The following is a 21,662-nucleotide window of genomic DNA, read 5'->3' on the forward strand; positions in this document are numbered from 1 at the left end:
CCTAGAGCCGGATCTCCTCGAGGTACTCGGCGATGCGGCCGATCGCCTCCTCGAGCATCTTCACGTCCGGGAGCGCGACGAGCCGGAAGTGGTCCGGCTCGAACCAGTTGAAGCCCGTCCCGTGCGTCACGAGGATGTGCTTCGACCGGAGCAGGTCGAGCGCGAACGCCTCGTCGTCCTTGATGTCGTACGCCTCGGGCTCGAGCTTGGGGAAGCAGTACAGCGCACCGCGCGGCTTGACCGACGTCACGCCCGGGATCTCGTTGAGCAGCTTGTCCGCGAGCATCGCCTGGTCGTAGAACCGCCCACCGGGGACGATGAGCTCGTTGATCGACTGGTAGCCCCCGAGCGCGGTCTGGATCGCGTGCTGCGCCGGGACGTTCGCGCACATGCGCATGTTCGCCATGAGGGTCAGGCCCTCGATGAAGTCCGTCGCGAGGTGCTTGGGCCCCGAGATCATGAGCCAGCCTGAGCGGTAGCCGCACACGCGGTACGCCTTCGACAGACCGGAGAACGTCAGGCACAGCACGTCGTCGCCCGCGTACTTGGCGGTGTGGTGGTGCTGCGCGCCGTCGTACAGGATCTTCTCGTAGATCTCGTCGGAGAAGATCACGAGGTCGTGGCGCCGCGCGATGTCGACGATGCCCTTGACCGTCTCCTCCGAGTAGACGGCGCCCGTCGGGTTGTTCGGGTTGATCAGCACGAGACCGTACGTGTTCTCGGTGATCTTCGACTCGATGTCCTCGAGGTCCGGGTTCCAGCCGTTCGTCTCGTCGCACCGGTAGTGCACCGGGGTTCCGCCCGTGAGCGTCACCGCGCCGGTCCACAGCGGGTAGTCGGGAGCGGGCACGAGGATCTCGTTGCCGTCGTCGACGAACGCCTGCAGCGCCATCGTGATGAGCTCGGAGACGCCGTTGCCGATGAACACGTCCTCGACGTGCGTGTCCGTCAGGCCCTCGGCCTGGTAGTACTGCGCGACGGCGGTGCGCGCCGAGTAGATGCCGCGCGAGTCCGAGTAGCCCTGCGCCTCAGGAAGATGGTGGATGACGTCTGCCGCGATGGTCGCGGGTGCCTCGAAGCCGAACGGCGCCGGGTTGCCGATGTTCAGCTTGAGGATCTTGTGGCCGAGCGCCTCGAGGCGCTGCGCCTCGACGAGGATCGGGCCTCGGACGTCGTACCGGACGTTCTTGAGCTTCCTGCTCTGTGTGATGGAGCGCATGAGCCATTCTGGCACTCTCGAGCAATGCCATTTCCGAGGCGTCCGCTCTCCGACCCTCGGAGGACCAGCGCGTCAGCCGCAGCGCACTCCCGTCGCGTGGACGGGGCAGTAACCGTTCGGCACCTTGTGCAGGTACTGCTGGTGGTGCTCCTCGGCGTAGTAGAAGGGCCCCGCCTCGTCCGCCGGGCGCAGCTCGGTGGTGATGTCCGAGTACCCGCGCTCGCGCAGACGCTCCTGGAACAGCGCGTGCGTGCGGCGCACGACCTCCTCCTGCTCCGGCGTCGTCCAGTAGACCGCCGAGCGGTACTGCGTGCCGACGTCGTTGCCCTGGCGGTAGCCCTGCGTCGGGTCGTGGTTCTCCCAGAACGCCCGCAGGACGTCCTCGTCGCTCACGACGGACGGGTCGTACGCGACGAGCACCGTCTCGGTGTGGCCGGTCAGCGACGTGCACGTCTCCTCGTACGTCGGGAAGCGCGTGTACCCGCCCTGGTAGCCGGCCGCGGTCGTCACGACGCCGGGCAGCTCCCAGAAGAGCTTCTCCGCGCCCCAGAAGCAGCCCAGCGCGAGGTAGATCACGCGGGTTCCCTCGGGCCAGGGGCCCTGCAGCGAGGTGCCGAGGACGGCGTGCGTGCCGGGGACCGGGTACGCCGACGCGTCGCGTCCTGCGAGCGCGCGCTCGCGGCTGACCATCGTGGACCTCGCTGACGAACCGAACAGACCTTCGAGCATGACGACCTCCCTCGCTCGCTGCGCACGCACGGCGGTGGCAGCACCTTCCGACAACACGGAGACGCGCGCGGATGTTCCCGCCTGTCAGGAGCCCGTCTGGACCGTAGGCTGGTCGGGTGCTCCCGAGCGGCGGAGCGGCAGGCGGGGAGGTCAAGTGAGCGCGAAGGACAGCCGGACGACGGACGAGGTCACGAGCGGCGGGACGGATGCCGGTGCGGGTGCCGTCGAGGTGCGTGAGCGCCCGGTGCCAGGGCCCAAGGAGTTCCGGGCCGTCGACACGATCCCGCCCGTGGTCCAGAGCGCCGCCGCGTGGACGTGGCGCCTGCTCCTCATCGGCCTCGGGGTCGCGGCGTCCATCTGGCTCGTCCAGACGTTCAGCCCGCTCCTCATCCCGATCTCGGTCGCGCTCCTGTTCACCGTGCTGCTCGCGCCGCTCGTCAAGGGCCTGCAGCGTCACCTGCGCTTCCCGCGTGCGCTCGCCTCCGCGGTGGCCGTCGTCGGCCTGCTCGCCGTGATCTTCGGGCTCGTGTTCATCGCCGGACGTTCGATCGTCACCGGCTTCGCAGACCTGTCGAACCAGGCGTCCGAGGGCCTCAACCAGGCGATCGACTGGCTGTCGACGGGCCCGCTCGAGCTCGACGTGCAGAAGCTCGACGAGGCGATCGAGAGCGCCCGGACCGCGATCGAGGACAACCTCGGCACGATCCTCGCGGGCGCGGCGAGCGTGACCGCGACCGTCACGGGCGTCCTGACGGGCACTGTCATCGCCCTGTTCTGCACCTTCTTCTTCCTGCTCGACGGTCGCGCGATCTGGACCTGGGTCGTCGGCCTGCTGCCGCGCCAGGCGCGCCAGCAGGTGCATCAGGCCGGCCGCCGCGGCCTCGTCACGCTCGCGGCCTACACGCGCACGCAGATCCTCGTCGCCGCCGTCGACGCGACCGGCATCGGCGTCGGCGCCGCGATCCTGGGCCTGCCGCTCGCGCTCCCGCTCGGCATCCTCGTGTTCGTCGGCTCGTTCATCCCGTTCGTCGGTGCGCTCGTCACGGGCGCGATCGCCGTGCTCGTGGCGCTCGTCGTCAAGGGCTGGGTGACGGCGGTGATCATGCTCGTGATCGTGCTCGCCGTCCAGCAGATCGAGGGCAACGTCCTCCAGCCGTTCCTCATGGGCCACGCGGTCGCGCTGCACCCGGTGGCCGTCCTGCTCGTCGTGACCGGCGGGACGATGTATGCCGGCATCGTGGGTGCGCTGTTCGCCGTGCCGGTCGCCGCGGTGCTCAACACGGTGATCCTGTTCTTCCACGGGCACGACAAGTTCCCCGACCTCGGCATCGACGACCGCCTCACCGTGAGACCCACGGCCGAGGCGGAGCTGCGCGCGCGTGCCCGCGCGCTGCGCCGTGGCGCGGACGACGGCCCCGACTACTCCGCGGCGGAGGAGGACGACGCCACGGAAGCGGCTCGGAAGGGCGACCTGTGACGGCGACGGGCGCGGTGACGCGCGAGTCGATCCTCGACGCCGCGCGCATGCTCGAGGGTGTCGTCGTACGCACGCCCGTCGAGACGAGCCGGGTCCTGAGCGAGCTGACCGGGCAGCGTGTGCTGCTCAAGTGCGAGAACCTCCAGCGCGCCGGCTCCTTCAAGGTGCGTGGCGCGTACGTCCGCATGGCGCGGCTGAGCGAGGAGGAGCGACGCCACGGCGTCGTCGCGGCGAGCGCCGGCAACCATGCGCAGGGCGTCGCGGTCGCGGCGAAGAACCTTGGGATCCATGCCGTCGTCTACATGCCGACCGACGCCTCCCTGCCGAAGGTCGCGGCGACGCGCGAGTACGGCGCGGAGGTGCGGCTCGTCGGGTCGAGCGTCGACGACGCGCTCGCGGCGGCGCACCAGCACGCGCGTGCGACGGGCGCGGTGCTCATCCACCCGTTCGACCACCCTGACATCGTCGCGGGCCAGGCGACGATCGCGTGCGAGATCCTCGAGCAGGTGCCCGACGTCGCGACGGTCCTCGTTCCTGTGGGCGGGGGAGGCCTCGCCGCGGGTCTCGTGGCGGCCTTCGGCCACCTCGCCCCGCACGTGCGCGTGGTCGGCGTCCAGGCCGAGCGCATGGCCGCGTATCCGCGCTCGCTGCACGACGGCGCCCCCGCGGCGGTCGAGCCGCGCTCGACCATGGCGGACGGCATCGCCGTCGGGCTTCCCGGGCAGGTCCCGTTCGACGTCATCGCGCACGGGAACGCGGAGGTGCGCACGGTATCCGAAGAGCACCTCTCGCGCGGCCTGCTGCTCGTCGCAGAGCGCGCGAAGCTGCTCGTCGAGCCTGCCGGCGCGGCGGGCGTGGCGGCGCTCATCGCCGAGCCGCACAGCGTCGAGGGACCGGTCGTGTGCGTCTTGTCCGGCGGCAACATCGACCCTGTCGTCCTGCTGCGCGTCGTCCGGCACGGCCTCGCGTCCGCGGGCCGCTACCTCCAGGTCCGGGTGCTGCTGACCGACCGGCCGGGCGCGCTCGCGAACCTCATGCTCGACCTCGCGGAGGTCGGCGGGAACGTCATGCACGTCGAGCACGTCCGCACGGGCCCGCACCTTGCGATCGACGAGGTCGAGGTCGTCGCGCAGGTCGAGACGAAGGGCCACGAGCACTGCGCCGAGCTCCTCGACCACCTGCGCCGCCAGGGGTACGTGCTGCCCGACGAGCGCTGACGCGGCGGCGCCCGGCGCGGACGTGCGGCGCACGTGCGGCCCTCCCGGCGCGCCCGCCCCGCACGCACGAAGGCCCCGGGCACCGCGAGGTGACCGGGGCCTTCGACAGCGCTGCGTCAGCCCTGGAACGGCTTGGCGCTCTTGATCACGACGGTGATCTCGGCACCGTTCGGCGCGTTGTACGAGACGGTCTCGCCCACGGCGCGCCCGTTGATCGCGGAACCGAGCGGCGACTTGTCGGAGTACACCGCGATGTCGGTCGTGCCGGCGATCTCGCGCGAGCCGAGGAGGAACTCGATGTCGTCACCCGCGACCTCGGCGACGACGACCATGCCGGGCTCGACGACGCCGTCGTCCGGCGGGGTGCCGATCTGCGCGTTCTCGAGCTTCGCCTTGAGCTCGCGGATGCGCGCCTCCTGCTTCGCCTGCTCCTCGCGGGCGGCGTGGTAGCCGGAGTTCTCCTTCAGGTCGCCCTCGTCGCGTGCCTGGGCGATGCGCGTGGCGATCTCGATGCGGCCCTCGCCGGTGAGGTGCTCGTACTCGGCCTTCAGCCGGTCGTAGGCCTCCTGGGTCAGCCACGTGGCGGCGGTGGTCTCGGCCACGATCGCTCCTTCCGTCAGTAAAGAAGTAGGCGCACGGTCAGTCACCGTGCGCCAGATGTGCTGCCGTGTCTCCTGCGCGAGCCCGCGCGAGGTCCAGGACAGCGGTCGAAACACTCAGCATAGCCGGTGCCCCGCGTCCGGCGCGAGGCCCTGCCACGTCCGAGGGCGTCAGCGAGCGGTGCAGCTGTCGACCATGCCGGTCGTCGCGAGCTCGGACGTGCGCACCTCGACCGTGAACGTCTCGCGCTCCGACGTGCCGGGGCCGATCGTGACGTCGCGGTAGCCGACCTGCCCGTACGCGGTGTTGAGCGCGACGACGCGGCAGTCGAGCGTGAGGTCGGCGTCCTTCGTGACGTTGAACGTGACGGTCACGACCTCAGAGCTCTGCACCGAGAAGCCGACGTCCTGCGTCGTGAACTTCTCGCTCGCGACCATGCTCCAGCCGCTCCACGCGGCAAGGACGGTGCCGACGACGCCGATCGTCCACAGGGCGGCGACGCGCAGGCGGCGGGCGCGGGCGTCGGGCGCGACGGTCCCGTACCGCTCGGCGAGCGGCGCCGGGGCCGGATCGGTCGACGGGCCGCTGGGGGAGGTCTCGGACATAGAATCATTGTCTCTCACCTCGAAGGGAAGTGGCTTATGTCCTCGACGCCGTTGCGCCTGCTCGCGGTGCACGCGCACCCGGACGACGAGTCGAGCAAGGGGGCGGCGACGACCGCCCGCTATGCCGCGGAGGGTGTCGAGGTCCTCGTCGTCTCCTGCACGGGAGGTGAGCGCGGCTCGATCCTCAACCCGAGCTGCACGCTGCGTCCGTCGACGCTCGAGGAGATGGCGGCGATCCGCCGCGTCGAGATGGCCGCAGCAGCGGAGGCGCTCGGCGTCCAGCACCGCTGGCTCGGGTTCGTCGACTCGGGCCTCCCGGAGGGGGACCCGCTCCCGCCGCTGCCCGAGGGCTGCTTCGCGCTCGTCCCGCTCGAGGAGGCGGCAGCGCCGCTCGTCGAGATCGTCCGGGAGTTCCGCCCGCACGTCATGACGACGTACGACCCGTCGGGGGGCTACCCGCACCCGGATCACGTCATGTGCCACCGGGTCGCGTTCGAGGCGTACCACGCCGCTGGCGACGCGGAGCGGTACCGCGACCAGGGCGAGCCCTGGACGCCGCTCAAGCTGTACTACAACCACGACTTCTCGATGAAGCGCATCCGCACGGTCCACGAGGCGATGACGGACGCCGGCCTCGAGTCGCCGTTCGGCGAGTGGGTCGAGACGCGTGCGGCGCGCGAGATCGTCGAACGACAGGCGACGACCGCGGTGCCGTGCTCCGACTACTTCGACCGACGTGACCGCGCGCTCATCGCGCACGAGACGCAGATCGACCCGGACGGGTTCTTCTTCGGCACGCCGCGCGACCTCGAGGTCGAGGTCTGGCCGGTCGAGGAGTTCGAGCTCGCCGACTCCCGCGTCCCCACCACCCTCCCCGAGGACGACCTGTTCGCCGGGATCCGCCACGAGGAGATCGCATGACCGTCCAGCTCGCCCCGCACCCGGTGGTGCTCACCTTCGAGACCGTGACCCCGAGCCCGTCGCCGACGGACGTCCTGCGCGGCGACCTCAACGAGTACGACGTGACGCCGGGACTGATCGGCTTCCTCGCGATCTTCTTCATCGCGGTCGTGTGCATCCTCGGCTGGTTCTCGATGAACCGCCGCGTGCGCCGGCTGCGCTTCGCGGAGCGCGCCGAGGCGGCGCGCGCGGGCGAGGGCGAGGGGTCCGCAGACGCAGGCTCGGCCGCCGACCAGGGCCCGACGCCGGACCGCACCGACGGCTGACGTGCGCGTCTCCCTCGCGCAGGTCGCAGCGGTCGCCGACGCTGCCGCGTGCCGTGAGCTCGCGCTCGCGGCGCTCGCGCGCGCGGCGGAGGACGGCGCGGACCTCGTCGTCCTGCCCGAGTACGCGTCGTTCTTCGACCCGCGCGGCGTTGACGTCGCCGCGGCGGAGCACGTGGACGGTCCGTTCGTCACGGCGCTGCGCGCGGAGGCGCGACGCCTCGGCGTCGCGGTCGTCGCGGGCGTGACGCTCGGGAGCGACGAGCCTGGTCTGGCGAGCAACGGCGTCGTGCTCGTGGACGCGACGGGCGACCTGCAGGGGGTCTACCGGAAGGTGCACCTGTACGACGCGTACGGCGAGCGCGAGTCCGACCGCTTCGCGCCAGGGCCGTTCGACGAGCCGCCGACGATGCGCGTCGGCGACGCGACCGTCGGCGTCATCACCTGCTACGACCTGCGCTTCCCCGAGTCCGCGCGACGCGTGGTCGACGCCGGCGCCGACGTCCTGCTGTGCCCCGCCGCCTGGGCTGCCGGGCCGGGCAAGGTCGAGCAGTGGTCGGTGCTCGCGCGGGCGCGGGCGATCGAGAGCACGGCGTTCGTCGTCGCGGTCGGGATGGCTGGGCGCGGCGTGTGCGGCAGCAGCGCGGCGATCGGCCCGGACGGGTCGGTCCGGGCGCGCCTCGGCCTCGAGCCCGGTCAGGTGACGGTCGACCTGGACCACGCGGACGTCGTCCGCGCGCGTGAGCGCAACCCGTCGCTCGCGAACCGTCGCTTCGCCGTCGTGCCGCGCGAGCGCGCTGACGGCTGAGCCCGCGCTGCAGGGGATCGCCGCGGGAACCTCATAGCGGGGAGCCCGCAGCGCTCGTTGCGGGGGGACCAGCGGTGCGGGGCTCAGCAGCGCGGACGGGCCGAGCGCGAGAGCACGCGACAGGTCAGGCGCGGGCCCGAGACGTGCCGGGACGGCAGCGTCAGAGCGTGCCGAGCGCGACGGCGACCGCCGCGAAGTGGCACCAGTAGCCGATCACGGTGCCGACGTGGAACAGCTCGTGGAAGCCGAACCACCGCAGCGACGGGTTCGGCCGCTTGGTCGCGTACATGACCGCGCCGACCGTGTAGGCGAGGCCGCCGATCGCGAGGAGCCACACGACGTCGGAGAATCCCGCCTTCCAGAAGGTCGGCATGTAGCCGACGGCGACCCAGCCGAGCGCGATGTAGACGGGCGTGTAGATCCACCGGGGCGCGCTGAGCCAGATCATGCGCGCGGTGATCCCCAGGGCGGCGCCGCCCCACACGATGGCGAGGAGGATCGTCGCGGGGCGCGGGTCGAGCATGACGACCGCGAGCGGCGTGTAGGTACCCGCGATGATCAGGAAGATGTTCGAGTGGTCGGCGCGGCGCAGCGCCGCCTTGACGGCAGGGCGCCACGTGCCGAGGTGGTAGACGGCGCTCGTCCCGAACAGGAGGGCCGCGGTGATCGCGAAGACGAGGGTCGCGACGCGCGGTGCGGTCGGGGGTGCGGCGATCGTCAGGAGGATCCCGCCGACGAGGGCGAGGGGGAAGTTGATCGCGTGGATCCAGCCGCGCAGGCGCGGCTTGACCGCGTCTACCGGCCCGGGGAGGTCCTCCGCGGGGCCCACGGGGTGCGGGGTCGCGTCGGTCGGGCTCGTGTCCTGGGCCATGGCGTCAGCGTAACCTACGGTTCCGTAGGTTGCGCGGCGCAGTTCTGTGAGAGTTTCGAGGACAGCCTCGTCGGGACGGGTCTGCGGCCTGGGGCGGTCGGGTACCGTGATCCTCGTCGCGCCGCAGGACCTCGCGGGCGGCACCACCTCCAGCACGACGAGCGAGGACCAGTGCGGTTACCCCAGCAGCTCTACGGGCTCTACGAGCGCCAGCTCGTGCGGACCTTGCCGCGCGAGGCCCTGCCCCGCCACATCGGCGTCATCCTCGACGGCAACCGCCGCTGGGCGCGCACCTTCGGCGAGTCGACCGCGACCGGCCACCAGCGCGGCGCCGAGAAGATCACCGAGTTCCTCGGCTGGAGCGAGGAGATCGGCACCGAGGTCGTCACGCTCTGGATGCTCTCGACGGACAACCTCACGCGCGACCCCGAGGAGCTCGAGGCGCTCCTCGCGATCATCGTCTCCGCGGTCGAGGGGCTCGCGGCGTGCGGCCGCTGGCGGCTGCGCATCATGGGCCGGCTCGACCTGCTCCCCGCCGACGTCGCGACGACGCTGCGCGAGGCGGAGGCACGCACCGAGGGCAACACGGGGCTCCACGTCAACGTCGCGATCGGGTACGGCGGCCGCCACGAGATCGCCGACGCCGTGCGCGACTACCTGCGCGACCGCGCCGAAGCAGGGCTCACGCTCGCCGAGGTGGCCGACGTCGTCGACGTCGAGGACATCGCCGCGCACCTCTACACGCGCGGCCAGCCCGACCCGGACCTCGTCATCCGCACGTCGGGCGAGCAGCGCCTCTCGGGCTTCCTCCTGTGGCAGTCCGCGCACTCCGAGTACTACTTCTGCGAGGCCTACTGGCCGAGCTTCCGTCGCGTCGACTTCCTGCGTGCGCTGCGCTCCTACGTCACGCGCGACCGGCGCCTCGGGCGCTGACCGTCACGGCGTCACGACGAACGCCCCGCGCGCGCCGCGCTCGGCGTCCGACATGGCGTGCGTGACGAACGGGTAGGTGCCGGGCTCCGGCAGCTCGAGCTCGACGAACCCGCCCTGGGCGACCGTCAGACCGAGCGCCTGCGAGCCGCCCTGCTCGGTGCCGCCCGGGCGCAGCCGGTAGGCGCCCTCGTGGAAGACCGTGTCGAACTGCCCGCCCACGACGTGGAACGACGAGCCGACGTTCGGGCCGGCGGCGAGCACCCACACGCGCACGCGCTCCCCGACGCCGACCTCGATCGGGTCGTGCAGATACCCGTCCGCGTACCCGTTGAAGACGACCAGGTCGGGCTGGCCCGACGCGACCCGCTCGGCGTCGACCTCGCCGCCTTGCGGGCCGAGGTACATCTCCGACTGCACGAGCACCAGCTCGTGGTCGACCGGCGCGAGGTCCGGCGGGTCGATGACGACCGCACCCATCATCCCGTTCGCGATGTGCGCGCTCATGGGCGCCGTCGAGCAGTGGTACATCCAGATGCCCGAGCGGGTCGCGGTGAAGCGGTAGGTGAGCGTATCGCCCGGAGCGATCGTGCGCATGGGCTCGTCCGGGGCGAGGGCTCCGGCATGGAAGTCGACCGAGTGGCCGATGCTGCCGTCGTTGACGAGCGTGATCTCGAACCGGTCGCCCACCTTGCCCCGGATCACCGGACCTGGCGCTGAGCCACCGAACGTCCACAGGGTCTGCGTGACGCCGGGCGCGACCTCGGTGACCTCGTCGGCCACCTCGAGCGTGAAGCGGTGGACCGTGTCGTCCGTCGCCGGAGCGAGGTGCGGGTCACGGGCTGCGAAGCCGGTAGCGGGGGTGCGGGAGAGGTCGACGTCGGCCGCGGCGCTCGCGGCGGGCTGCGCGCTCCCGTCGGGGGCGGCAGGCTCGTGCCCGGTGTGGGCCCCGCCGTCGGTCGCCGTGTGCGGGCCGCCCGATGCGGGCAGGCCCGTCGGGACGATCGTCAGCCGCATGCCCGACTGCTTGTGCCCGACGATCGTGCACCATCCCTCGATCGTCCGGTCGACGACCCCGACGTCGACCGTGACGGTCTCGCCGACGCCGATCCGGCCCGAGTGTGCGCCCGTGTCGAGGAGGAGGTCGTGGATCGTCGTCGTGTCGGTGTTGGTGATCGTCAGCACGAGCCGGTCCCCGGCGGGGACGGAGACCCGGGAGGGCGTGTACGTCATGTCGCGGGTCTCGAGCGTGACCGTCGTCGTCCGACCGGTCGGCGCGACGGCCGCCGCAGGAGCCTGCCCCGCCGCGGAGGTCGTCGAACGCACCGGCGGGTCGATCGCCGTCGCGCCCGCGACGACGAGGAGCAGGACGCTCACGCCCGCGACGAGCGCGCCGCTCTGCTTGCGGGGCGGGGCGGCCGCAGCGGGCGCCGGTCGGGGCTGAGCGGGCGCCGCAGCGGCGGCGCGACGTGCGCGACGGTGGTCCCGGAGCGCGAGCCCGAGCAGTGGCAGGAACGTCGCGAGCGCGACGAGCGCCGCGATGCTCGCGAGCGCCGCGAGCGTGCTGGTACCGGGCAGGACGAACAGCAGCAGGCCGCCGTTCGCCACGACGACGCGGACGACGGCGCCGCGCTCGAGGCGTGCCGCGGTCGCGCGGACCGTCGCAGGGCCGCCGCCGAGCACGACGGGGACCAGGTAGGTGAGCGCACCGAGCACGAGCTGCGCGGCGAAGCCGCCGACGAGCGGGGCGACGAGCGCACCGACCCGCGTCGAGACGGCGTCCCACGTGGGCCCTGCGACCAACAGCGCGGCGAGCCAGACGAGAGAGCCCACGAACCACGCCGTCGCGGCAGCGGCCGACCACGTCGCGAACGACGACGGCGGGCGGCGTCGCGCGCTCGCGACCATCGGTGCGAGCGAGACGGCCACACCGGCGACGTACGCGACCACGCCCGCAGCGGCGACGAGTCGCACGCCGCCGAGGGCGCCGGCCACGCCGAGGGCAAGCCCAGCCAGCATGAGGACGAGCGTGCGACGGGCAGCGCGCGGCGCCGCCGCGTCCATCGCTGTGCGCAGCATCGTCGGCCACAGCGTGACGAGCGTGCCGAGGACGGTGAGCCCGACGAAGCCGAGCAGGTTGAGCCCGGCGTGCGCCAGGACGAGCCGGACGTGCCAGCCCGTGCCGAGCCCGCCCCGCGCGAGGAGCACGCCGAGCGCCGCGCCGAGCGGGAGGAGGGCACCCGCGGCGACGTAGAACCGCACGCACACGAGAAAGCGGGGCGCGAGCGCGCTGCGGGACTGGACCCCGAGCGTGACGGCGTGCGCCGCGACTGCGAGGCCGACGAGCACGGCGCCGACGAGGGTGACGGTCCAGCGGCTCGCGACCATCCCGACGACTGTCGTGACGACACCGACGTTGAGGACGACGAGGCGCGCCGCCTGCCAGCGGCGCGACGCCGGTGTCACGCGGCGCCGCAGCAGAGCGTCGGCGAAGTGCGCGCTCCACACGCACACGGCGTTCGTCACGGCGCCGAGCAGCGTCATGTGCACGAGGAGCCAGGTCGACGCGGGGATCTCACGGTGCGCGACCGCGACCACGACGGTCGCGGTGAGCCATCCCACGACGGGGGCGTTCGCCCCGAGGTGCCACGTCGAGCGGGCGGAGAGGGGGCGCGCAGTTGCGGGGGTGGTCATCGCGGGACGTCCTCGGTCGTGGCAAGGGTGGGGCCGGTCGTGGCTGCCTGGGGCGATGTCGCGGGCGTGCGGTCGCGCCCGCATACGCCGGCCGTGACCATGGTCGCGACGAACAGGAGCACCGCGACGACGTTGCCGACGCCGCCCACCTGGACGACCGTCGCGAGGCCGCGCGCGTCGCCCACCGCGACGCGCACGAGCAAGGTCGCGTGCAGGGCGACGACGGGGATGTACATCGCCGGGTGGTAGGGGAGCCGGACGCGCAGGACGGCGGGCAGGATGACCGGTGCGTGCGCCATGATCATCGAGATCGTGAAGCCGAGGAAGATGCTGTGGAGCACCGCGTCGTACCCGGGGCCGCTCGGCTGCCGACCCGCGAGGAGCCACACGAGCCCGGCCACCGCGAGCCACGCGTAGGCGGCCAGCAGGCTCCAGGCCATGTAGCGCGGCAGGCCGGTGCTTCGGACGGTGCGACGGGCGACGTCGTGCACCGCGAGCCAGCCGCACAGGGCGAGGAGCGCCGCGCCGAGGAGCGGGTAGCCGGTCGCGGGCCAGAGCGTCGTCGCGACGCATGCGCCCGCGATCGCGAGGCACAGCGCGAGCACCGAACCCTCGGCGCGCGTGCCGAGCATCGCGACCCGGGCGAGCTCGAGCCGTTCGCCCGCGATCGTCGCGACGACGAACGCCGCGAGCCAGGGCACGACGTCGGGCATCGCGGCGCCGCCCCACCACTGCAGCGCCGCGCCGAGCGCGAGGACCGCGCCGAGGAGCTGCACGACGACGGAGTCGTCGCGCGTGCGGCGCCACAGCGGGACGTAGAGCGCGACGAGCGCGCCCGTCCCGGCGACGAGCAGTCCCTGCCCGACGGCAAGGGGGAGCCCGGTCAGCAGCGCGAGACCGCCGGCGCCGAGGAGAGCCGGGGCGAGGAAGCCCCACGGGCGGCGCAGCGCGACCGCGCGCTCGAGCGCGATCACGGTACCGACGAAGCCGAGCGTCATGAGCATGCCGTGCACGAGCGGCAGGCGGGCGGTCGTGACGGGTGCGGGCAGGCCGAGGAGGAGCAGGCCGGCGTCGAGCCCGGCCAGGAGCGCGAGCCCTGCGGGGAGGAGGAGCGCGGCGCGACGGGTCATGCGAGCGCGCCGCCCTCGTCGGGCAGGTCGGTGGCGAGGGTCTTCTCCGCCTCGCGGAACGGGTCGCCGCCTGCGAGCAGGAGGCGGCACGCGCCCTTCTCCGCGAACGGGAAGAGGGCGGTGCCGTCCGTCGGGGCCCCCAGGGTCTCGAGTGCCCCGCGTGCGAGACCGAGGTGGACACCGCACACGACGTCGGGGTGCCGGTACGCGGCCTCGAGGAGCGGGCAGCGTCGCAGGGCGACGTCGGCGGCAGCGTCGTCGGTCGACGGCGCGAAGCCGAGGTCGTCGAGGAGGGCGACGACCTCGCGCCGGGCAGCCGCGTCGTCGGTCTGCGCGACGGGCGGCGGTGCGTCGCCGGCTCGGACGTCGTTCTCTCCCGGTGCCTCGGGGCCGTCGTCGGGGGACTGCGGTCGCCGCGTGCGGACGAGCTCAGCGCCCCAGCGTCGGCCTGCGGCGATCGCGTCGCCTGCCGGGTCGGAGCTCGTGCGCGCGATCGTGTCGGCGAGGACGGAGGCGAGCGCGGCGTACTCGACCGCCCCGTCGCTCACGTCGCGCTGCCGGACCGACGTCTCGTACAGCCAGGCGGGGCGGCCGCGGCCGCGCGCCGGTGCACGGTGACGCTGGGCGAGACGCGCGTCGACGAGCGCGTCGAGGTGCTCGCGCACGGTGTTGCCGTGCTGGCCGAGCGCTGTCGCGATCGCGGCGACGGTGCAGGGCTCGGGCTGCGCGGTGAGGACGTCGAGCACCTGCATGCGGGCCTTCGAGAGGCGAGCGGTCGGCGGGAGCGTCGCCGTCGGGGGTGGGCCGTACCCGGGTCTGGGGGTCGGGGTCCGTCGAATTTCCACGGAATAAACTGTACTAATATTGCGAGCCCGAGGGAAGCGCGGCACGACCGCCCTCCCAGCCGCCCGACGAGAGGCCTGCCATGACCACCGAACCGATCGAGCTGACGACCGCCGCCGAGGCTGCCGCAGCAGCGCTGCCCGAGCCCGCGACCGCGCCCGTCCCCGGCACGTGCGGGTGCGGCGGGCACGACGACGACGGCTTCCCCGTCCTCGACGCACGCGCGATCCCGCACGCGATCCGTCACGCGACGATCTTCGGCGCGCTCGACTCGGTGCGGCCAGGCTCGGGCCTCGTGCTCGTCGCCCCGCACGACCCGGTGCCGCTGCTCGCTCAGGTCGAGCAGCGGTGGCCGGGCAGGTTCTCTCTCGAGTACCTCGAGCGCGGACCGGTCGACTGGCGCCTCGCCTTCATCGGCTGAGGGTCACACCGCGACGGCGGTCCGGTCCCCCTCGACCGCGAGCCGCACGTCGGTCGCACCACGGTGAGCCGCGAGCAGCTGGGCCTGCTCCTCGACGAGGTGACCGAGGGACGTCCGCCACGGGCCCCACGGCCGGACCGTCACGTCGAGGTGCCGGCCCGAGACCTCGCTGCGCCACGACCCGACGATCTCGCCGTCGGCGAGGACCGCGCCCGGCCGCCCGATCGAGCGCCACAGGTCCTTGCGAGCGTGCGCGTCCGTCACGAGCAGCTCGCGGTCGCGCGCCATGAGGAACGGGTCGCCCGGTCCGAGCAGGCGCACGCCCGAGGGCGCGTCGCCGCGGCGCGCGCGGCCCACCGCCGCCTCGTCCTCCGCCAGGATCTCGACGCCCTCCTCGGCCACGCCCTGCACCGTCACCGGGATCGTGTCCTGGGGCCACGCCGCGCGCACCTCGCGCACGGGAGCCTCGAGGAACGCCGCGACCTGCGCGGGGGACGCCGGGCCGTAGAAGCGCAGGTAGCCCCGCACGACGTCGAACCTCGGCGTCGCCTCCCCGGCGAGGTGGCCGAACATCGCCGGCTCCAGGCCCGGGACCCGCCGCAGCTCCGGCGGCGACGTGTCCGGGCGCAGCTCGAGGCCCGCCTGGGACGCGGCGAGCCGGAACGGCAGCTCGTACACGTGCCGCGCCCCGCAACCCTGGCAGTCGTGCAGGTACGGGTCGCCGACCATCGCGGACAGGCGCGTCGACGCCTCGCCCTTCGGCACCGGGTCGCGCGCGATCTCGCGCAGGTGTCGAGCCACGATCGTGAGCGCGTCGAGCACGGGGATGCCCGCATCGCGCAGCGGCTTCGCCGCAGCGAGCACGCGCTTGGCCGCGTCGGCCTCCGAGAACGGCGCCGTCGCGACCGAGACACGAGCGAGGTCCGACCGGCGGTACAGGTGCGGCGTGCCGCGCAGGGTCCACACGCGCGCGAGCTCGTCCGGCCCGGCGGGCGGAGCGCCGCGGTTCGCGAGCGCCCACGCGCCCGCGGGCGTCCCCGTGTCCGGGACGCCGAGGTCGAGGATGTCCACGTCGCGCGGGTTCTGCGCGTCGCCGGGCACCCGGTCCAGCTGGTGACGCGTCACGCGGAGCCTCATCACGTCCGCGCGCGTCAGGGTCACGTTCCCCATGCACAACTCCTCGTCGAGTCGTCGGACCTGCACCATATATCGCGGCCCCGCGAGAGGTCACACGACCGTGCCGAGCCGATACCCGATCGTGGCGCAGCCGAGACCCAGCAGCACGTGCGTGGTCACGAGCAGGGCGAGCCGGGCCCGTGCGCGGTCCCGCGCCAGGTCGACGATCTCGACGCCGAGCGTCGAGAACGTCGTCAGGCCGCCCGCGACCCCCGTGCCCAGGGCGAGCAGCCAGGTCGTGCCGAGCTGCCCGACGTCGTACCTGCCCGCGGCCCAGCCGAGCAGCATCGTGCCGACGAGGTTGACGACGAGCGTCGACCACCCGGGGGAGAGGTACCAGCGCTCGCCGTGCTGCGCGAGGGCCCGGGCGAGCACGGCCCCCTGCACACGCTCCGCGAGGGCGCGCAGCACCGCGCCGACGGCCGCGCCGACGGCGACCACGAGCAGCGCCGTCATCGCGGTCCCCTCGCCACGCGATACCCGAGAATGCTGCCCGCGGCGGCAGCCGAGACACCGACCACGAACGACAGCCCGAGGTACGCGAGCGCCGTGCCGGCCGAGCCTGAGCGCTCGAGCCCCGCGACGGCGTGCATGACCGCGGAGAACGTCGTGAACGCCCCGAGGAAGCCCGTCCCCATGAGCGGGCGCCACCAGCGCGGGGCGTGCCCGGGCCGGACCCATGCGTTCAGGAGCAGCCCGAGGGCGAAGCACCCCACGACGTTGACGGCCCACGTCGTCCACGGGAACCCGCCGCCGTCGGGAAAAGCCAGCGTGAGCCCGTACCGCGCGCTGCCGCCAGCAGCGCCGCCGAGCGCGACGAGGGCGAGGGACCAGCCGAGCGGCAGGTCAGGGCGGGGACGCGACACGACGACAGGCTACGCCCCAGGCCACGAGCGCCGGGGGCTCAGGCGCTCAGGCGCTTGATCAGCCGAGCCGGGAAGACCACGGGCGGGACGTCGTCGCGCACCGACGAGTGCGTGCCCTTCTCGAGCAGCGCGAGCAGCTGCTCGACGGCGCTCGACGCCATCTCCACGACCGGGTTGCGCATGGTCGTGAGCGGGGGCAGCGCCGTCGCCGCGAGGCCCAGGTCGTCGTAGCCGATGACCGCGACGTCGTCCGGGATCGACTTGCCCGCGGCGCGCAGCACGCGCATCGCACCGATCGCGAGGGCGTCCGACGCCGCGAACACCGCGTCGATGTCCGGGTGCGACTGCAGCAGGCGCGCCATCGCGCGCTCGCCCTCGGGGACCGAGAAGTCCACCTCGACGGTCGCGTCCGAGCGCATGCCGGCCTCGGTGAGGACCTCGAGCCAGCCCGCACGGCGGTCGATGCCCGCCGCCATGTCCTGCGGGCCGGCGATGTGCGCGATGCGCCGCCGCCCGAGCCCGATCAGGTGCTGCGTCGCCATCCGACCCGCGGAGATGTTGTCGACGTCCGTGTAGAACAAGCGGTCCGCGCGCTCGAACGGCCGCCCGACGAACACGGCCGGCACGGGCGACGTCTCGAGCGTCTTCTCGAGGCCGTCCTCACGGTGGTGCGACACGATGACCGCGCCGTCGACGTGGCCCGAGCGCAGGTACCTTGCCACGTTCGCGGCCCCCTCGCCCTGGCGGGCGATGAGCAGCACGAGCTGGAGCTCCGTGTGGGCCAGGGCCGCGCTCACCCCGCGCAGCGTCGCGCCGATGAACGGGTCGGTCAGCAGGCGCTCGTCAGGCTCCGGGACGACGAGCCCGATCGAGTCGGTGCGCCTCGTCACGAGGGACCGCGCGGCGCGGTTGGGGACATACCCGAGACGACGAGCGGCGTCGTCGACCGCGGCCTGCGCCTCGGGGGAGACGCGGGCGCCGCCGTTGAGGGCGCGCGACGCCGTCGAGCGCGACACGCCTGCGGCAGCCGCGACCTCGTCGAGCGTGGGCATGCTGGAGTCGTTCGCCGTGACCAGAGTTCGAGTCGTCACTGGCTCCTGCTTCCGGTGCGGTTTCCGTCGAGTTGTGTCGACGGCAGGGTAGCGCGTCGCTGCGCCCATCCCAGGAATCTTCGGGTGCTCGGGGCGGCGCGGGGATGTGTTGCCGCGCCGCCCCGAGGTCTGTCAGCCCTTGACGGCGCCGGCCATGATGCCGGCGACGAGCTGCTTGCCCGCGATCACGAACACGATGAACAGCGGGAGCGTCGCCAGGAGCACGCCCGCCATGATGAGCGAGTAGTCCTGGAAGTACGACGCCTGCAGCTGACGCACCACCATGGGCAGCGTCGGGTTCTGGTTCGTCAGGATGATCGACGGCCAGAAGTAGTTCGTCCACGAGCCGATCGCCGTGAACAGCGCGAGCATCGCGGCGGCCGGGCGCGCCGCGGGGAGCGCGACGTGCCAGAACGTGCGGATCATCGACGCGCCGTCGACGCGTGCCGCCTCGATCAGCTCGTACGGCAGGGCGTTCTCGAGGAACTGCGTCATCCAGAAGACGCCGAACGCCGTGACGATGCCCGGCAGGATCACCGCGCGCAGGTCGCCGGACCAGCCGAGGTTCTTCATGACGATGAACAGCGGGACGACGCCGAGCTGGGTCGGGATCGCCATCGTCGCGATGACGAACACGAGGAGCGGGCCGCGGCCGCGGAAGCGGAGCTTCGCGAACGAGTAGCCCGCGAGCGTCGAGAACATCACGACGCACGCGACCTGGACGGCAGCGACGATGAAGGAGTTCACGAGGCCCTTCATTAGCGGGATGTCGCTGTTGAAGACGCGCTCGATGTTCTCCCGCAGGTGGCCGTCGGGAATGAGGTCAGGCAGCGGCGACTGCGAGATGACCTCCTGCGTCGAGGATGCGAGCAGGACGACGTAGTACAGCGGGTACGCGGAGACCAGGAGGACCGCGCCCAGCAGGAGGTACGTGACCCAGCCCGGACGCTTGTTCGCGCCGCCGACGTTGCGGTTGCGCTTGCGGGCGGCAGCCTTGGCCGCGCCGGGGCCGACGCTCTGGGCGATGGAGGCGACGGAGCTCATCGCTTACCCCCGATCTTCTTGGACTTCTTGACCATCTGGTCGGAGGCCGCGATGCGGTTGGACAGGAGGAAGTTGAGGACGCCGATGATGACGATCACGACGAACAGGAGCAGGGCGACCGCCGAGGCGCGGCCCAGGTTCTTCTGGTTGCCCCAGCCGAGCTCGTAGAGGAAGAGCGTCACGGTGAGCCACTGGCCGTCGGCGCCGCCGCGGCCGGTCGAGTCGAACACGCGCGGCTCGTCGAAGATCTGCAGGCCACCGATCGTCGAGGTGATGACGACGAAGATGATCGTGGCCTTGAGCTGCGGGACCGTGATCGAGAAGAACTGGCGGACCCGGCCGGCGCCGTCGATCACCGCGGCCTCGTAGAGGTCACGCGGGATGGCCTGCATCGCCGCGAGGAAGATGAGGGCGTTGTAGCCGGTCCAGCGGAAGTTGACCATGCTCGCGATCGCGAGGTGCGACGGGAGCACCTCAGCGTGCCACATGACCGGGTCCATGCCGAGGATGCCGAGCAGCTCGTTGATCGCGCCGTACTGGTCGCCGAAGAGGCGGGAGAAGATGAGGCCGACCGCGACGGGGGCGACGATGTAGGGCAGCAGCACGCCCATGCGCCAGAAGGTCTTCATCCGCAGGTTCGCGTCGAGGACGGCCGCGATGAGGATCGCGGCGATGACCTGCGGGACGGACGAGAGCAGGAAGATCGAGATCGTGTTGCGCAGCGCGAGCCAGAAGTTCGGCTGCTCCATGACGGACGTGAAGTTCTCGAACCCGACGAAGTCGCCCTGCCCGGTCAGCAGGTTCCACTCGTGGAGGGAGACGTACCCCGTGTAGAGGAGAGGGAACAGACCCGTGATCGCGAACAGGATGAAGAACGGCGAGATGTAGAGGTAGGGCGAGACCTTGACGTCCCACCGGCCGATCTTCTGGCTGAACGCGACCCGCCGCGGGGGGCGCACGGGCGCGGGCGCAGGCTTGTCTGGTGCGAGGACTGACATGGATTTCCTTCGGAGCGCGGGGGGCTCGTCGGCGGTGACGCTCAGCGGCCCCAGTTCGTGGGGTGCGTCGCCCCCGCCCGAGGGCGGGGGCGACGCGTGCGGCTAGGCCGCGGTGCGGCTGGTGAGGCGGATCAGAGGCCGAGGGCCTTGAAGTCGCTCAGAGCCTTCTCCCACGACGCCGCGGCGTCCGTGTTCTGGTTGACGTCCACGCGCTCGATGGCGTCCTGGACCGTCTGGTGGATCGCGAAGTAGTTCTTGCCCTTGAACGGCTGCGGGATGCCGTCGATGGCCTTCGCGCGGTTCGAGAAGATCGAGCCGACGGGGGCGTCGTTGAAGAACTCGTTCTTGGCGTCGAGCAGGTCCTGCGAGGACTGCGCCTCGATCTGGCTCGGGAAGGTGCCGGCCGAGTTGAAGGCCTTGATCTGGACCTCGGGGGACGTCAGCCACTGGGCGAGCTTCTTCGCCTCGTCGACGTTCTTGCCGGAGGCCGGGACGGTCAGGAAGGAACCGCCCCAGTTGCCGCCGCCGCCGGGGAAGACGTCAGCGACGTCCCAGCCCTCGACGCCACCGGAGCGCTCCTCGATCGGGCCCGTCATCCACGCGGGGCACAGCATCGTCGCGAAGCCGTCCTTCTGGAACGCGGTGTCCCAGTCGCCCTGCCACTGCTTGAGGTGCGCCGACAGGTCGGGAGCGACGGAGAGGATCTGGTCGTACAGCGCCTTGACCTCGGTGTTGGACGCGAGGTCCTTGGCGTCGCCGGTGGCCGGGTCCTCGTAGGGGGCCTCGACCTGGCCGATCATGCCCTGGAGGATGGCGTTGGAGTCGTCATACCAGGCCGAGTCGGACTTCTCGACGAACGTCTTGCCGACCTCGAAGTAGTGGGCCCAGTCGCCCTCGAGGAGCTTCGCGACCTCTTCGCGGTCGGTCGGCAGGCCGGCCTCCTCGAACAGATCGGCGCGGTAGCAGACGGCCTCCGGGCCGATGTCGGTGCCGTATCCGATGAGCTTGCCGGACGGCGTCTTGCCCTGGTTGAGCTTCCACTCGAGCCAGCGGCCGTCGACGGCGGGGTCGGTCAGGTCGGCGAACGCGTCCTCGACCTGCGACAGCTCCGGCATCCAGTCGATCTCGATGGCCTCGATGTCGGCGAGGCCGTCGCCGCCCGCAGCGATACGGGTGGTCAGGTTGGCGCGTGCGTCCTTCGACTCCGCGGCCTTCGTGTGGACGACCTTGATGCCCGGGTTGGCGTCCATGTACTCCTTGAGGAGCTCGTCCGTGTAGCCGAAGTTGTTGAACGTGGCGACGGTGAGCGTGATGTCCTTCGTCTCACCGGAAGTGCTGCCGCCCGAGCTGTTCGTCGCGGGCGTCTCCGGGTCGTTGCCGCCGCATGCCGAGGCGAGCAGCGAGATCGAGGCGATCCCCGCTACGGCGACCCACTTCTTGCTGTTCTTGCGCACTGTGACTCCTTCGTCCTGGCAGGCGTCGTCGCCGTGCCGTCCGCGTGCCTGCCCCTGATGGTCCGACACGATGTCCGACGGCCCCGGATCGCGCGATCCGAGGTGGAAGCGCTCCCATGTGCAGACCTGCGCCGGTCTGGCTCGAGTGTGGAAGCGTTCCCATGCCGCTGGTGTCATCGTGGCCGGGGTGTGGGAGCGCTGTCAAGGCGGGGTGTGACCTAGGCCTCGTCGAGAGTTGCCGAAACCGTAAAAGCGCAGGTCAAGCG

At 72.2% G+C, this 21,662-nt stretch carries 22 protein-coding genes; 7 read left to right on the forward strand and 15 right to left on the reverse strand.

Going from position 1 to position 21,662, the window contains the following annotated elements; all coding sequences use genetic code 11:
- Position 1 precedes the first annotated feature (1 nt).
- Entirely contained in the window at positions 2–1,219 is a 1,218-nt protein-coding gene (locus tag ATL41_RS11355) for a pyridoxal phosphate-dependent aminotransferase (protein WP_098458569.1), read from the reverse strand.
- Positions 1,220–1,291: 72 nt separating this feature from the next.
- Entirely contained in the window at positions 1,292–1,948 is a 657-nt protein-coding gene (gene msrA, locus ATL41_RS11360) for a peptide-methionine (S)-S-oxide reductase MsrA (RefSeq protein WP_245854792.1), read from the reverse strand.
- A 154-nt stretch (positions 1,949–2,102) separates the two neighbouring features.
- Between msrA and ATL41_RS11365 the strand changes: the two genes are divergently transcribed.
- Together ATL41_RS11365 and ilvA are read left to right on the forward strand one after the other, a co-directional pair.
- Positions 2,103–3,425, forward strand: a complete 1,323-nt coding sequence (locus tag ATL41_RS11365) for an AI-2E family transporter (protein WP_245854793.1) — start codon at positions 2,103–2,105, stop codon at positions 3,423–3,425.
- Between the two features lie 47 nt (positions 3,426–3,472).
- Entirely contained in the window at positions 3,473–4,642 is a 1,170-nt protein-coding gene (gene ilvA / locus ATL41_RS11370; RefSeq protein ID WP_098459075.1) for a threonine ammonia-lyase, read from the forward strand.
- Between the two features lie 116 nt (positions 4,643–4,758).
- Here the strand turns inward: ilvA and greA are convergent, their stop codons facing one another.
- Together greA and ATL41_RS11380 are read right to left on the reverse strand one after the other, a co-directional pair.
- Positions 4,759–5,244: a transcription elongation factor GreA gene (greA, locus tag ATL41_RS11375; protein WP_098458571.1), complete on the reverse strand. Its 486-nt coding sequence runs from the start codon at positions 5,242–5,244 to the stop codon at positions 4,759–4,761.
- A gap of 168 nt (positions 5,245–5,412) precedes the next feature.
- Complete coding sequence (locus ATL41_RS11380; RefSeq protein WP_098458572.1) at positions 5,413–5,847, reverse strand: DUF4307 domain-containing protein; 435 nt, start codon at positions 5,845–5,847, stop codon at positions 5,413–5,415.
- Between the two features lie 36 nt (positions 5,848–5,883).
- Here ATL41_RS11380 and mca point away from each other — a divergent pair, with 36 nt between their 5' ends.
- Genes mca through ATL41_RS11395 form a run of 3 tightly spaced genes read left to right on the forward strand, consistent with a single transcriptional unit; the run spans position 5,884 to position 7,878 of the window.
- Positions 5,884–6,768: a mycothiol conjugate amidase Mca gene (mca, locus tag ATL41_RS11385; RefSeq protein ID WP_098458573.1), complete on the forward strand. Its 885-nt coding sequence runs from the start codon at positions 5,884–5,886 to the stop codon at positions 6,766–6,768.
- On the forward strand, positions 6,765–7,073 hold the full coding sequence (locus tag ATL41_RS11390; protein WP_098458574.1) for a hypothetical protein: 309 nt from the start codon (positions 6,765–6,767) through the stop codon (positions 7,071–7,073). Before mca ends, ATL41_RS11390 begins: the two co-directional genes overlap by 4 nt.
- A gap of 1 nt (position 7,074) precedes the next feature.
- A complete protein-coding gene (locus tag ATL41_RS11395) occupies positions 7,075–7,878 on the forward strand; it encodes a nitrilase-related carbon-nitrogen hydrolase (protein ID WP_098458575.1) in 804 nt (267 codons plus the stop codon).
- Positions 7,879–8,038: 160 nt separating this feature from the next.
- Here the strand turns inward: ATL41_RS11395 and trhA are convergent, their stop codons facing one another.
- Positions 8,039–8,749: a PAQR family membrane homeostasis protein TrhA gene (gene trhA, locus ATL41_RS11400; protein WP_098458576.1), complete on the reverse strand. Its 711-nt coding sequence runs from the start codon at positions 8,747–8,749 to the stop codon at positions 8,039–8,041.
- 171 nt (positions 8,750–8,920) lie between these two features.
- Between trhA and ATL41_RS11405 the strand changes: the two genes are divergently transcribed.
- Positions 8,921–9,682: an isoprenyl transferase gene (locus ATL41_RS11405; protein ID WP_098458577.1), complete on the forward strand. Its 762-nt coding sequence runs from the start codon at positions 8,921–8,923 to the stop codon at positions 9,680–9,682.
- A 3-nt stretch (positions 9,683–9,685) separates the two neighbouring features.
- Here the strand turns inward: ATL41_RS11405 and ATL41_RS11410 are convergent, their stop codons facing one another.
- Genes ATL41_RS11410 through ATL41_RS11420 form a run of 3 tightly spaced genes read right to left on the reverse strand, consistent with a single transcriptional unit; the run spans position 9,686 to position 14,348 of the window.
- Complete coding sequence (locus tag ATL41_RS11410) at positions 9,686–12,373, reverse strand: multicopper oxidase domain-containing protein (protein WP_098458578.1); 2,688 nt, start codon at positions 12,371–12,373, stop codon at positions 9,686–9,688.
- Entirely contained in the window at positions 12,370–13,503 is a 1,134-nt protein-coding gene (locus ATL41_RS11415; protein ID WP_219810395.1) for a hypothetical protein, read from the reverse strand. The genes ATL41_RS11410 and ATL41_RS11415 overlap by 4 nt, the downstream gene beginning before the upstream one ends.
- Positions 13,500–14,348, reverse strand: a complete 849-nt coding sequence (locus ATL41_RS11420; protein WP_219810396.1) for a helix-turn-helix transcriptional regulator — start codon at positions 14,346–14,348, stop codon at positions 13,500–13,502. The genes ATL41_RS11415 and ATL41_RS11420 overlap by 4 nt, the downstream gene beginning before the upstream one ends.
- An 80-nt stretch (positions 14,349–14,428) precedes the next feature.
- Between ATL41_RS11420 and ATL41_RS11425 the strand changes: the two genes are divergently transcribed.
- Positions 14,429–14,767 carry a DUF2249 domain-containing protein gene (locus ATL41_RS11425; protein WP_098458580.1) on the forward strand — a complete coding sequence of 113 codons (339 nt, stop codon included), beginning with the start codon at positions 14,429–14,431 and terminating at the stop codon, positions 14,765–14,767.
- Positions 14,768–14,770: 3 nt separating this feature from the next.
- Here the strand turns inward: ATL41_RS11425 and ATL41_RS11430 are convergent, their stop codons facing one another.
- From ATL41_RS11430 to ATL41_RS11460, 7 genes are all read right to left on the reverse strand, one after another.
- A complete protein-coding gene (locus tag ATL41_RS11430; RefSeq protein ID WP_098458581.1) occupies positions 14,771–15,937 on the reverse strand; it encodes a DNA glycosylase AlkZ-like family protein in 1,167 nt (388 codons plus the stop codon).
- A gap of 57 nt (positions 15,938–15,994) precedes the next feature.
- A complete protein-coding gene (locus ATL41_RS11435) occupies positions 15,995–16,399 on the reverse strand; it encodes a fluoride efflux transporter FluC (protein WP_098458582.1) in 405 nt (134 codons plus the stop codon).
- Entirely contained in the window at positions 16,396–16,809 is a 414-nt protein-coding gene (locus ATL41_RS11440; RefSeq protein WP_098458583.1) for a fluoride efflux transporter FluC, read from the reverse strand. Before ATL41_RS11440 ends, ATL41_RS11435 begins: the two co-directional genes overlap by 4 nt.
- 38 nt (positions 16,810–16,847) lie before the next feature.
- Positions 16,848–17,900, reverse strand: coding sequence for a LacI family DNA-binding transcriptional regulator (locus tag ATL41_RS11445; protein WP_342744438.1), 1,053 nt, complete (start codon positions 17,898–17,900; stop codon positions 16,848–16,850).
- A 132-nt stretch (positions 17,901–18,032) separates the two neighbouring features.
- The gene (locus ATL41_RS11450) at positions 18,033–18,944 is read right to left on the reverse strand and encodes a carbohydrate ABC transporter permease (protein ID WP_098458585.1); all 912 of its coding nucleotides are present in this window, start codon (positions 18,942–18,944) and stop codon (positions 18,033–18,035) included.
- Positions 18,941–19,942, reverse strand: coding sequence for a carbohydrate ABC transporter permease (locus tag ATL41_RS11455; protein WP_098458586.1), 1,002 nt, complete (start codon positions 19,940–19,942; stop codon positions 18,941–18,943). Before ATL41_RS11455 ends, ATL41_RS11450 begins: the two co-directional genes overlap by 4 nt.
- A 131-nt stretch (positions 19,943–20,073) precedes the next feature.
- A complete protein-coding gene (locus ATL41_RS11460; RefSeq protein ID WP_245854795.1) occupies positions 20,074–21,396 on the reverse strand; it encodes an ABC transporter substrate-binding protein in 1,323 nt (440 codons plus the stop codon).
- Positions 21,397–21,662 lie beyond the last annotated feature (266 nt).

Origin of the sequence: Flavimobilis soli (assembly GCF_002564025.1) — a bacterium.
In the GTDB taxonomy this organism is placed as follows: Bacteria; Actinomycetota; Actinomycetes; order Actinomycetales; family Cellulomonadaceae; genus Flavimobilis; species Flavimobilis soli.